This window comes from Rhodoglobus vestalii (assembly GCF_006788895.1).
GTDB classification, from domain to species: Bacteria; Actinomycetota; Actinomycetes; order Actinomycetales; family Microbacteriaceae; genus Rhodoglobus; species Rhodoglobus vestalii.
The window spans coordinates 2,278,152-2,289,297 of record NZ_VFRA01000001.1; the positions used below are offsets into that span (position 1 = coordinate 2,278,152).

The window sequence follows — 11,146 nt, forward strand, 5'->3', positions numbered from 1 at the left end:
CACTACTAGGAATGAACAGACAGCACTTGGTCCGCAGGGAATGCCGTAGTGGCGTCGCCGAGCGCTAGCGCGCGGTAGGTGTTCTCTGCGGCTTCTTCCAGGTTGAGAATACGCCGGTAAGCCATCGTAAGCGTATCGCCCACGACTACGCAGCCATGATGGGACATGATTACGCAGTCGTGGTCGTGAAGCTGCGAAGCAACCCCTGACGCCAGACTTGTCGAGGCGTTGGGCGCGAAGGGTGTCATTCCGACTGACTTCACATACGAGACATGGTCGAGTGTTATCAGCCTGACGCGATGGCCCAACGCGTCGAGCAGCACTGAGTACTGCGGGTGCGCATGAACCACTGCATCTACGTCTGTTCGTGTCAGGTACGCCTCAGCGTGCACGCGCCATTCGCTTGATGGTTGGGCTGACCCGCTCAGCACGGTTCCGTGCATGTCGATGTGGCTCAGGTCCTCTTCGGTCAGTGCGTCGAGCCAGGATGCTGCCGCGGTGACGAAGAACCGGGTCGGGTTCTCGGGGTCCCGAAAGGAGATATTTCCAGCGCTTGCAAGAGTCAGCTTGCGGCGGACGATGTCTGCTCCCATTGCGATCACCTGATCGATTAGTGCGGCGTTGAAGTCGGAGTCAGTCATGTGTTTAATCCTTTACTGTACATTTGTGCCATTGACGTACTATTGTTCACTGTAGCCGATCCAGCAGCGTAGCGAGGCTGGTTTCAGCGCATTCCAACGAGGAGGAACGTGCATATGAGTCATACCAGCACAGTCGATACGACAGAAATAGAGCGAATCGCAGCGGGAATTCGTCGAAGGGTGTTGGAACACACCCTCACCAACAACGGTGGCTACATGAGCCAAGCGTGCTCGGCCGCCGAACTGTTGGGCTGCCTCTACGGGGGCATGGTTGACCTTGCTCCCCTTCCGGCTCCGCTCATCCCGCCAGCTTTCCCGGGGACTCCGGGACCCAACGGAATCAACCGACGCTCTGGTGCCGACTTCCACGGCCCAACCAGCCCGTCGGCAGACCGACTGGTCTCAAGCCCTGCCCACTATGCACTCGTCATCTACGCGGCTCTGATTGAGACGGGTCGGCTTGACGAGAACGCTCTAGACGACTTCAACCGTGATGGCGGCACCGTCGAGATGATTGGCGCGGAACACTCTCCTGGCTTTGAGACCACGACCGGTTCACTTGCCCAAGCAATCTCTCAAGCTGGAGGAATCGCGTTAGCTCGCCGGCTCAAGAACGAGACGGGCAGAACCTGGGTATTCATGAGTGACGGAGAGTTTCAAGAAGGCCAAACCTGGGAGGCGCTGAACGCTGCCTCATTCTACAAACTCAGCAAGCTTCGGGTCATTGTCGACGTCAATGGAGGCCAGTGCGATGGCCCCATGGACACGGTGATGGGCATTGAGCCCCTCGCCGAACGCATCGCGGCCTTTGGCTGGAACGTCCATTCCGTTGATGGACACTCGATCGAAGCAATACTCGAGGCCGGTGCCGATGAAAACGATAAGCCGACCATGATCTTGTGTTACACGGACCCGGTCCGGGGCCTTCCTATCTTGGAGGAGCGCCGCCCCGTTTTGCACTACTTACGATTCACAGGAGAAGAGGAGCAAGCCCGTTACCAGGCTGCTCTCGAGGAGATGAGCCGATGAGCTACGACATTGTTGCACGCCCCCACCAGCAGAACTTCATTGATTGGGCTGCAGACAAGCCCGAGGTGCTCGTGCTCTCTGCCGACCTCACCAACTCGTGCGAGGTGGGAAAATGGCGCGACACGTACCCCGAGCGTTTCTTCTCCATGGGGATGGCTGAGCAGAACATGCTCGGCTACGCCGCAGGTCTTGCGCGCGAGGGTTTCGAGCCTTGGCTGCACACCTTTGCCGTATTCCTCTACCGTCGGCCCCTTGATCAGCTGCAGATGTCGGTGGCTTATCCCTCGCTCAAGGTTCGACTAATCGCGTTCTTGCCGGGCATCATGACGCCGGGTGGAGTGACGCACCAGGCCATCGAGGACATTGCCATCATGCGCGCAATTCCCAACATGACTGTGCTGGAGGTTGGCGACGCCACAGAGGCTCAAAGCGTCTTGGATGTAGCTCACGCAATTGACGGACCAGTTTATGTTCGTATGCTCAGGGGCGAAGTTAGTCGAATCTTTCCGGAAAGCGAGCCTTTTCAGCTCAACACCGCTCGAATTCTCTCCACGGGGGAAGATCTGACACTGATCACGTCAGGAATCATGACCGAAGAGGCGCTGCGTGCCGTGCCGATGATGCAAGAGCGCGGGCTTTCGATTACCCACCTTCACATCTCCACCCTGAAGCCGTTTGATGACCCGCGTGTGATCAGCGCTATCGCCCGCGCTCGCCATGGCGTGATTACGATGGAGAACCACATCACTGTTGGTGGACTGGGCAGTGCTGTCGCTGAACTGATGGCGGAACATGCTGTAGGGGTCCCGCTGAGGCGGATTGGGGTTCGCGATACCTATGCGCACGGTGCCTCGCAGAAGTACCTCATGGCGGAACTTGGTTTGGATGCGCGTTCGCTCGTTGAGACCGCTGAAAGTCTCGTGGGTCGCTCACTGGGAATTAATGATGACGAACTGACTCAGGTTCGAACAGTAAATGTCCACAGCAGTGCCAAAGCGGAAGGGCTCTAGCCATGACGGATCGAATTGTTGTCGATTACCTGATCTACGGAAACGACGCCCGTGAAATCGCGGAGGCAATTAGCGTCGAGCAGTCGATTGAGTTTCCGGCGGAACTTGCTGAAGCGTGGATTCAACGAGAGGTCGTCGGGCAGATCGACAGCATCGGCGAGCAGGTCGATGGTGCGACGAGTGTAACCATCTCGTACGACCACCGAAACGCGGGCGGCGAACTTCCCCAACTCTTGAACGTGCTCTGGGGGAACGTCTCTATGCTTCGCGGAGTACGGCTGATCGACGTTTCTATTCCTGATGTGCTCACCAAGAAATTCTCGGGGCCGAGATTCGGTGTCGCAGGACTTCGTGAACTCTTCGATGTGCCTAAACGCGCACTGGTGGGAACAGCGCTCAAGCCAATGGGGTCGTCATCTGCGGACTTCGCGCGTATGGCATCGATCTTGGCGACAGCCGGCTTCGACACCATCAAAGATGACCACTCACTGGCAAACCAGCCCTGGTCCATGTGGCGTGAACGAGTCGAAGTTGTCTCCGCAGCTGTTCGCGAGGCGAATGAGAAGACAGGGAATCGCTGTGTTTACGCACCGAGCCTGAACCTGCCTGCTGACCAGATTCAGGATGCCGCCCGCGAGGCTAAGAGTCTCGGTGCCGGTGCGCTGATGGTTCTCCCGGGAATCTCTGGCTTTGACATCATGCGGACAATCGCCGAAGACGACTCGATCGCACTACCGATGATGGGTCACCCGTCAATGTTGGGCTCACTCGTAGTCTCACAGAATGAAGGGATCGCCCACTCGGTTGTGTACGGAACTCTCATGCGGCTTGCTGGTGCCGATATCTCGATCTTCCCGAACTTCTCGGGCCGTTTTGCGTTCACCAAGGATGAGTGTCGCAGTATCGCCAAAGCGGCACGGCGTCCGCTCGGTACTCTTGCACCGATGTGGATATCTCCTGCGGGAGGAATGACCATTGAGCGACTGCCGGAGATGCTCGACTTTTATGGTAGAGATACCGCTGCACTTGTTGGTGGTGCTCTGCACCGTGGGGACCTTGCCGCCAACGCCGTTCAAATGGTCGAGGTGATGCGCGGCTAACTACAGCGGAGCTTGCGCAAGCGCTGCCCCGAATTTTGTGATGTCTCAGGACATCGGTGGCACTTCTGGGGGTCTCGGTGGTGACACGTTTGTGCGATGTTTGAGGGATGAGCTCTGGTGAACCAGAGGCCCATGCGAACCCCTCGGCACCGTCATGGGGCCAACGTATCGCGACCGTCCTCATCCTGTTTGCGAAGCGATTCGATCGATCGGATGCCTTCTGGGCGCCCGGCGCGAACCCACATCGCCCACAGGATGGCCGCGATGAGTGCGGCAGCGACGAGGCTCACGAGGGGCCATCCGCGGGAAAGGTTGACGATTAGCGTGAACGCCACAATTGCTGCACCAACGACATTGAGCACGAAACGTTTGCGCTGACGGGCCACATGCGTGAACCGAGCCATCGCTAGCAAGCCCGACAGAAAGCTCAAAAATACAGCGACCGCGTAAAACAGCACGAGCCGCTGGTCGTCAGCGCCGGTGGCGGCGAGGACGACCATCGAGAGGGCGGTGAAGAGTAGGAGACCCCAGTATGGGGTGTGGCGCCGATTCACACTGCCAAATGCCGCGGGCAGAATACCCACGGCATTCGTGCCCGAGGGATGAACTGCGAGCGCTTTCAGCAGGCCAGGGCCCGCCTGAAAAGACGAACTTGCTGCGGCGAGGAGTAGCAGCGCGGTCATCAACTGAAATAGCCCAAAGAGCGGGGCTGGGGCGACGTGTCTGGCAAAGTCGGCGATGAGAGTCGACCCTTCGTCGGGGATGCTGACTCCAAGACGTGTTGCTTGCACCGCGAAGGTGAGCGTGAGTACGCCAACGATGCCAAAAGTGAGCCACAGTGTGAGTTGCCCGAACCGGCGGCGACCATCAGAATCGAGGCCGCCGAGCTGGGCAATCGCAGTTGAGGGAGCCTCGACACCGGTTGCGAGTGCCATCGCGACGGGGAACGCGAGTATGACGGCGACAGCGCCCGCAAGCGCGTTCGGATCGGCAGCTGCCGAATCGGCGAGGACTGCCGAGTCGAGCGGCGCGGCAACAACACTGAACAGGAGCACCGATGCTGCTACCGCGACGAAGCTCACCGTCATCAGCGCGAACAGGATTCGCCCGAGATTTCCGAACAGGGACAACCCGCCAACAACGGCCACAAGCGCGAGGGCAATGAGCAAGCGCCACGGCGCAAGCACGGGAAAGTAGGCGATGATGGCCGACGCGGCTGCCGAGACGCTGATCGCGATGGTCAGTACGAAGTCGACCACGAGCGAGCCGACTGGCAGAAACGACCAGCCGTCGCCGAAAGCTTCGCCGACGGCAGCCGATGCTCCACCGCCCTCGGGATACCGGGCGATAAGCGCCCGGTAGTTCAGAACAACGAGCGCGATGATCGACATCACTAGCGCCATCGTCGCGACAAGCAGGTCGAGCCGACCATCCAGCGCCCGGAGCGCCGCTTCGACCGCGTAGGCGACGGAAGACACAGGATCAGCCATGATCGTGAATGCGAAGGCTAGAAAGAGAATGACGCGAGAGCGTAGGCAGGGCACGCGGCGACCCTACTCCCGCCGTCACCTGATCCAACGCGCGCCGCGGTGCGACCGAGCGAAACTCGGGCGCGTAGCCTCACGCACGGCCTAGCGAGCGGGACACGATCACCGCGCTCGATCGCTCCCCGGACGAACTCGTGCCAGTCGCGCACGAGTTGTGCAACCGCGCTGGGTAGCGGACCTTTGCGCGAGCCCAGTTCGGCGCTCGCTGCCGCGAAGAAGCAGCCGCCGCTGAAAACCCACACGTGGCCGACGGGATCGTGAGGTTCCTCACCGACTCGGGTGCGCGAACCAGCGCATCAGCATGGTCATTGTGAGGGTCTAAAGGATGAAGGGCACCGTCCACCTCCGAAGTGTGGGAGATGTCCTCGAACCACACACCTCCAGGGGAACTGTGTTCTCCGCTGCGTTCGGGAGCCCGGATCGACAGCTTTAGCCTCTGTATAGTCGGAAGTGTGAATGAAAAAGATCTGCTCGGCCTCTGGTCTGGAGCGCGCCTGCACATCATGGTTGCGCAATTTGCGCCAACCTTCCTGCTCACTGTGGTCATCACCGCTCTTGCCCTTGGGGGCGGTGACGGCGGCCCGATTGCTGTGCGGATCGCGGCGACGGGAATCTTGCTTGCCTCGGGAATCCTCGGTTCCATCGCTCAGTACACGTCCGCCAGCGAAGCGCAGGCAGTCGTGGCCGATCTGCGCCAGATCGAGAACCCGTCCAGAGTCGTTCAGCAGATTATTCAGACCGCGTGGTGGACGACGATCGTGAAGTTCGTTACTCCGGCGATCTTCATGGTGATCTATCTGGCGATCCTCTGGCAATTGTTCATCGCGGGCTAGGTGTAGTTCCCAGTGAGGTTGTGAGCGCGGAAACGGAACCTTGTCGTTACTGTGCCAAGCTGCACGCGGCATCCACCGCTCGCAGACTGCGGGTTGACACCGCCCTGTTGTGCCGGCACGCCAGGTTCCAGCGCTCTTATCGCTTCGCGCTGTAAACCACCAGAATGCGCTTCTGAGCGGATGAGATCATGCCGGAACGGCACTACGGGGTACTGTCATAGTGTGAAAATTACGGTAACCGGCGCAGCCGGACAGATCGGCTACGCACTCCTCTTCCGCATCGCATCCGGTGCGATGTTCGGGCCGGACGTACCGATAGAGTTGCGCCTGCTTGAAGTGCCGCAGGCGATGCGTGCCGCCGAGGGCATCGCCATGGAACTGGACGATTGCGCCTTCCCGCAGCTGAAATCCGTCGATATTTCGGATGACCCAACGCGCGCCTTCGACGGAACCAGCGTGGCACTGCTGGTTGGCTCCCGCCCCCGCACGGCAGGTATGGAGCGGGGCGACCTGCTGGCCGCCAACGGCGGCATCTTCGGGCCGCAGGGTCGTGCGATCAATGACACTGCCGCGGCCGACATTCGTGTGCTCGTGGTGGGCAATCCCGCCAACACCAACGCCATGATCGCGGCAGCACATGCTCCGGATGTGCCTGCTGCCCGGTTCAACGCGATGACCCGCCTCGACCACAACCGCGCTCTCTCACAGCTTGCCCGTCATACCGGAGCACCCGTCTCCTCCCTCGCACGTATGACGATCTGGGGCAACCACTCGGCTACGCAGTATCCGGATCTGAGCCAGGCGCTGATCACTGGCGATCCCGTCAAGGTGGAGCAGGGATGGGTCGAGAGGGAGTTTATTCCCACCGTGGCCGGGCGCGGGGCGGCGATCATCGACGCACGCGGTTCCTCGTCGGCGGCCTCCGCAGCGAACGCCGCCATCGATCACATGCGCGACTGGATGCGGGGCACCAAGGCGGGCGACTGGACCTCGGCCGGGATCGTCTCCCACGGCTCGTACGGCGTTCCGGCTGGGCTGGTGTGCTCGTTTCCCGTCACCTCGTCGGGTGGAAACTGGCAGGTTGTTCCCGATCTGCCGATCAACGCATTCTCCCGGTCACGCATCGATGGATCAGTGGCAGAGCTGCTCGATGAGCGCGCCGCCGTCGCGGCACTCGGGCTGCTACCGGGCCAGGCTTAGCCTCGAAACCTGGAGGTCACATCAGGCAACGTGCATAACCTCGCGGACGGAAATTCCAACAGTTGATAAGGAAGAGATTATTATGCCTAATATTGTCGAAACAGCCGTCAGTGCTGGTGACTTCACTACGCTCGTCGCCGCAGTTAAGGCCGCCGGGCTTGTGGACACATTGAGCGGTCCTGGACCATTCACCGTGTTTGCGCCGACCGACGCAGCGTTCGCGAAGCTCCCTGAAGGAACAGTGGAGTCGCTACTAGCTGATATCCCCAAGCTCACAGCGATTCTGACGTACCACGTGGTGTCCGGGTCTGTGCACGCAGCCGACCTTCCGGGTACCCCCAGTGCGACAACCGTACAAGGAACCGACGTGACTTTTGATACCTCATCCGGTGTCAAGGTCAACGATGCGACGGTCACCCAAGCGGATATCGCCACGTCGAATGGCGTAATCCATGTGATCGATACGGTTCTGATCCCCGCATCCTGATCACCCCTTCCGCGTCTGGGGTTGATTTTCTGGCTCCCGACTTCATGCCAAGTGGCCTGTTGGTCAGGAAGAATATCTACTGACCTAGCCATTCGACCCGCCAAGAGAACATCTCGAAGGTGTGGATTCTTTGCTGGTCCACCACCCCGGCTACATGGTTCGGCGGCGGCACCCGTGCCGCCGCCGAACTGTTCGGCTGTTTTGGCGCAAACGCAGGCCCGAAAGTTACCGTTGCGGACGCCCACCCGCACTGCGATTAGTGGCACGGTGAGCACGTGAACAGTGTTGTGTTTGCTGCGGGTTTGGCCTTTGCCACAAACGTTCCACCCGAAGACCGGCAACGGCGATCGATCCTCCCGCACGCCTACATTAATCGGGGCCGCAGCATCCGCCTCGCTAGACTGTGGCTCATGTCGCTGCCGCGCTTTCTGTTCGCCGACCAGCTCGGACCGCACTTCGACGATGGCGGGCCGATTATTCTCGTCGAGGCAGAGGCGGGGCTGACCCGTCGCCCGTACCACCGGGCGAAGGCGCACCTCATCCTCAGCGCCCTTCGGCACCGGGCGGCCGAGCTCGGTGATCGGGCCGAGTTTCTGTCTGCACAGCACTACCGGGACGTGCTCACCGGACGCAAGCTTGAGGTGATCAACCCAACCTCGTGGGGGTCACGCTGGCTCGTCGAGGAACTCGGTGCGGTCGTGTTACCCAGCCGGGGGTTTGTCACCGCCGAGGCCGATTTTCAGGCCTGGGCGGAGGGACGCGGGGCGAAACGACTCCTGATGGACCACTACTACCGTGCGCGCCGGACTGCGACCGGCACCCTCATGCACGGGCCGGAGCCGGAGGGTGGACGCTTCAACTTCGATCACGATAACCGTCAGCCACCACCAAAGAATGCGGCAAGCCTGGGCCTGCCGGACGTGTATTGCCCGGTGGAGGACGAAATTGACGCAAAGGTGCGTCGTGACCTGGATGCCATGGAAGCCGACGGTCGTGCCCACTTCCTCGGCCAAGACGGCCCGCGCCGTTTCGCAGCAACCCGCGCCGAGGCTCTTGCTGCGCTCGACGACTTTGTGGAGACACGCCTGTGCGACTTCGGACCATTCGAGGATGCCTCTCTGCTCGGCGATAGCGAGATGAGTCACTCCCGCTTGAGTGTGCCCATGAACCTTGGTTTGCTGCACCCGCAGGAGGTTATCGATGCTGTCGTGGCCGCGTTTGAACGCGGTGACGCCCCGCTGCCGAGCGTCGAAGCCGTCGTGCGGCAGATCATGGGCTGGCGGGACTGGGTCTGGCATCTGTACTGGCACCTCGGCGAGGACTACGTGCGGCGCAGCAACTACCTTGACGCCCGCGAACCACTACCCCGCGAGTTTCTCGAGCTGGATGGCAGCGCGGTGCGGGCGCGCTGTCTCAGCCATGTGCTCACCGAGGTGGGACGAACCGGCTGGGCCCACCACATCCAGCGACTGATGGTGCTCGGCAATTGGGCGCTGCAGCGCGGATACCGGCCCGACGAGTTGACCGACTGGTTCACGAATGCGTTTGTTGATGGCACACCGTGGGTGATGCCCGCTAACGTCGTCGGAATGTCCCAGCACGCCGACGGCGGACTGGTCGCCACGAAACCGTATGTTTCAGGTGGCGCCTATATTTCGAAGATGAGCGACTTTTGTGGCTCGTGCACGTTCAACCCGAAGAAGCGGCTCGGTGAGGATGCTTGCCCGTTCACGGCAGGGTATTGGGCTTTTCTTGACCGCGTGGAGCCCCGAATCCGTGACAACCATCGTATGGCTCAACCGCTTGCCGGCCTGCGCCGGCTGAGCGATCGCGAGGCAGTTGTTGACCAGGAGCGCACCCGCACTGTCTGGTGAGTTGCGTGGCAGATCGAGCTGCGCAGCAGTTTAGGCTGCTGGCTGCGGTGAGAAAGCCCCACTCGGCAGGTCGCGTTCACCGTTGATGATGCCATCGACGATGCGGCGGGCCACCTCGGCGGGGTTGAAGCCGGTGGGCATGTTTGGGGCGGTGCCGGCGACCGGCCTGGTGGCGAGTCCGGTCTCGGTGTGGCCCGGTCGGGCGTCAACGAATCGGATGCCGTCGCGGCGTAATTCGCGGCCTGCGGCCTGCCCGAACGCGGCGAGGGCCGCTTTGGACGCGGAGTAGGCGGCCATGTTCGCTGTGGGGGACTCGCTGACGATGCCGGTGAGGGTGAGAAAGAATGGGTCACGCTTCGCGGCCGCCGATTCGAGCAGGGCGGGTCGCGCTGCACGTAGCAGGCGCATCGGGCCGAACGTGTTCACTGCGAAGAGCGTGCCCATGGTCTCGTCGTTCACATCAGCCACAGGCCCAAAGGCAACCACACCGGCCGCGTTGATGACACCGTCGAGTTGTCCATGAGCGTCGAGTGCGGCGTTGACGAGTTCACTGTCGGAGCCGGCATCACGCAGGTCGGAATTGACGAAAGTGCCCGGCAAATCGAGGGCGCGCACTTTCTCCTCTGATCGCCCGTGGAGCGTCAGTAGCGCGCCTTCTTCGGCTAAAATTCGGGCGATCGCGGAGCCAAGGCCGCCCGATGCACCGACGACAAGAATGGATAATCCCGCAAGTGAAGTCATGCGCTAACGATACTGTTCGAGGTTGTGAAATGCCCTAGTTGCCGGTGAGCACCCGCGGTCAGCGCTGCAAGCTTTGCCTCACCGATCGGCTCGTGGGCTATTAGCAATGCAGGGGGAGAGGAGGTCTTCGCGACGCCCCCTTACCGGTGAAGAAAGAGGAACCTGGGGGATCTGTGAGGAACTTCATCGTTGTCTCAGCAACATCGAGTTCTGCCGCAGCAACTCTCGGCCGTCTTCTGGGTGAGCCCAAGCTCGAGGCGCTGAGTGGATGCTGTGGCACCGGTAGCAACGGTGACACCGTCGACTACTATCAGTGGTAATCCATTCGAGCCGGAGGCGGGCAGGATCAGCCAACCCCTTCGAGCGCACGGCGAGACGTACCGCATCATCCAGGGGAAAGTCCGGCGTTGATGACAGTGGCGCGCAGCAGATGGGCGACACACCATCCAGTGCCGGAAGAGCTGTGGGCATGGCCCCGATACGGCACCTATTCGACATACATCAAATAATTGGGTGGCCGTGTTTCGCTATACGGTTGGGGTCAGCTGCGAGTGGATGTTCGTGGGGCTGCATATCGTGCCGTTCTCGTCCGCGAACATAACGGCACCGCACGGGCATATCAGTCCTGTGGAATTTGAGATGCGATACTCATCAGAGCGGGCGGGAGGTTGGCTCGCCGCTTGA

Annotated in this window: 12 protein-coding genes; 8 read left to right on the forward strand and 4 right to left on the reverse strand. The window is 60.9% G+C overall.

The window, feature by feature from the left end:
- Window positions 1-5: 5 nt before the first annotated feature.
- A complete protein-coding gene (locus tag FB472_RS11245) occupies window positions 6-641 on the reverse strand; it encodes a class II aldolase/adducin family protein (protein WP_141990964.1) in 636 nt (211 codons plus the stop codon).
- Between the two features lie 114 nt (window positions 642-755).
- Between FB472_RS11245 and FB472_RS11250 the strand changes: the two genes are divergently transcribed.
- The 3 genes from FB472_RS11250 to FB472_RS11260 are packed head-to-tail and all read left to right on the forward strand — an operon-like array spanning window position 756 to window position 3,780.
- Complete coding sequence (locus FB472_RS11250) at window positions 756-1,670, forward strand: transketolase (protein WP_141990965.1); 915 nt, start codon at window positions 756-758, stop codon at window positions 1,668-1,670.
- Window positions 1,667-2,680 carry a transketolase family protein gene (locus FB472_RS11255; protein ID WP_141990966.1) on the forward strand — a complete coding sequence of 338 codons (1,014 nt, stop codon included), beginning with the start codon at window positions 1,667-1,669 and terminating at the stop codon, window positions 2,678-2,680. Before FB472_RS11250 ends, FB472_RS11255 begins: the two co-directional genes overlap by 4 nt.
- A gap of 2 nt (window positions 2,681-2,682) precedes the next feature.
- On the forward strand, window positions 2,683-3,780 hold the full coding sequence (locus FB472_RS11260) for a RuBisCO large subunit C-terminal-like domain-containing protein (RefSeq protein WP_141990967.1): 1,098 nt from the start codon (window positions 2,683-2,685) through the stop codon (window positions 3,778-3,780).
- Window positions 3,781-3,932: 152 nt separating this feature from the next.
- Here FB472_RS11260 and FB472_RS11265 read toward each other — a convergent pair whose 3' ends face one another.
- On the reverse strand, window positions 3,933-5,324 hold the full coding sequence (locus FB472_RS11265; RefSeq protein WP_281283297.1) for an APC family permease: 1,392 nt from the start codon (window positions 5,322-5,324) through the stop codon (window positions 3,933-3,935).
- Window positions 5,288-5,569, reverse strand: coding sequence for a TetR family transcriptional regulator C-terminal domain-containing protein (locus tag FB472_RS14710; RefSeq protein ID WP_425467220.1), 282 nt, complete (start codon window positions 5,567-5,569; stop codon window positions 5,288-5,290). The genes FB472_RS11265 and FB472_RS14710 overlap by 37 nt, the downstream gene beginning before the upstream one ends.
- Window positions 5,570-5,779: 210 nt before the next feature.
- Between FB472_RS14710 and FB472_RS11270 the strand changes: the two genes are divergently transcribed.
- The 4 genes from FB472_RS11270 (at window position 5,780) to FB472_RS11285 (ending at window position 9,721) form a co-directional block, all read left to right on the forward strand.
- Window positions 5,780-6,160 (forward strand): hypothetical protein, encoded by a 381-nt coding sequence (locus FB472_RS11270; RefSeq protein WP_141990968.1) that lies wholly within the window; start codon window positions 5,780-5,782, stop codon window positions 6,158-6,160.
- Window positions 6,161-6,382: 222 nt separating this feature from the next.
- A complete protein-coding gene (locus tag FB472_RS11275; RefSeq protein WP_425467221.1) occupies window positions 6,383-7,360 on the forward strand; it encodes a malate dehydrogenase in 978 nt (325 codons plus the stop codon).
- A gap of 82 nt (window positions 7,361-7,442) precedes the next feature.
- The gene (locus FB472_RS11280; protein WP_035897369.1) at window positions 7,443-7,847 is read left to right on the forward strand and encodes a fasciclin domain-containing protein; all 405 of its coding nucleotides are present in this window, start codon (window positions 7,443-7,445) and stop codon (window positions 7,845-7,847) included.
- 275 nt (window positions 7,848-8,122) lie between these two features.
- Complete coding sequence (locus FB472_RS11285) at window positions 8,123-9,721, forward strand: cryptochrome/photolyase family protein (protein WP_246078192.1); 1,599 nt, start codon at window positions 8,123-8,125, stop codon at window positions 9,719-9,721.
- Between the two features lie 30 nt (window positions 9,722-9,751).
- Here the strand turns inward: FB472_RS11285 and FB472_RS11290 are convergent, their stop codons facing one another.
- Entirely contained in the window at window positions 9,752-10,462 is a 711-nt protein-coding gene (locus FB472_RS11290) for an SDR family NAD(P)-dependent oxidoreductase (RefSeq protein ID WP_141990970.1), read from the reverse strand.
- A gap of 173 nt (window positions 10,463-10,635) precedes the next feature.
- Here FB472_RS11290 and FB472_RS14075 point away from each other — a divergent pair, with 173 nt between their 5' ends.
- Complete coding sequence (locus tag FB472_RS14075; protein ID WP_170192088.1) at window positions 10,636-10,782, forward strand: hypothetical protein; 147 nt, start codon at window positions 10,636-10,638, stop codon at window positions 10,780-10,782.
- Window positions 10,783-11,146 lie beyond the last annotated feature (364 nt).

Coding starts and splice junctions, on each gene's coding strand:
- FB472_RS11245 (WP_141990964.1), bottom strand. CDS start 641: ATGACTGACTCCGACTTCAACGCCGCACTAATCGATCAGGTGATCGCA.
- FB472_RS11250 (WP_141990965.1), top strand. CDS start 756: ATGAGTCATACCAGCACAGTCGATACGACAGAAATAGAGCGAATCGCA.
- FB472_RS11255 (WP_141990966.1), top strand. CDS start 1,667: ATGAGCTACGACATTGTTGCACGCCCCCACCAGCAGAACTTCATTGAT.
- FB472_RS11260 (WP_141990967.1), top strand. CDS start 2,683: ATGACGGATCGAATTGTTGTCGATTACCTGATCTACGGAAACGACGCC.
- FB472_RS11280 (WP_035897369.1), top strand. CDS start 7,443: ATGCCTAATATTGTCGAAACAGCCGTCAGTGCTGGTGACTTCACTACG.
- FB472_RS11290 (WP_141990970.1), bottom strand. CDS start 10,462: ATGACTTCACTTGCGGGATTATCCATTCTTGTCGTCGGTGCATCGGGC.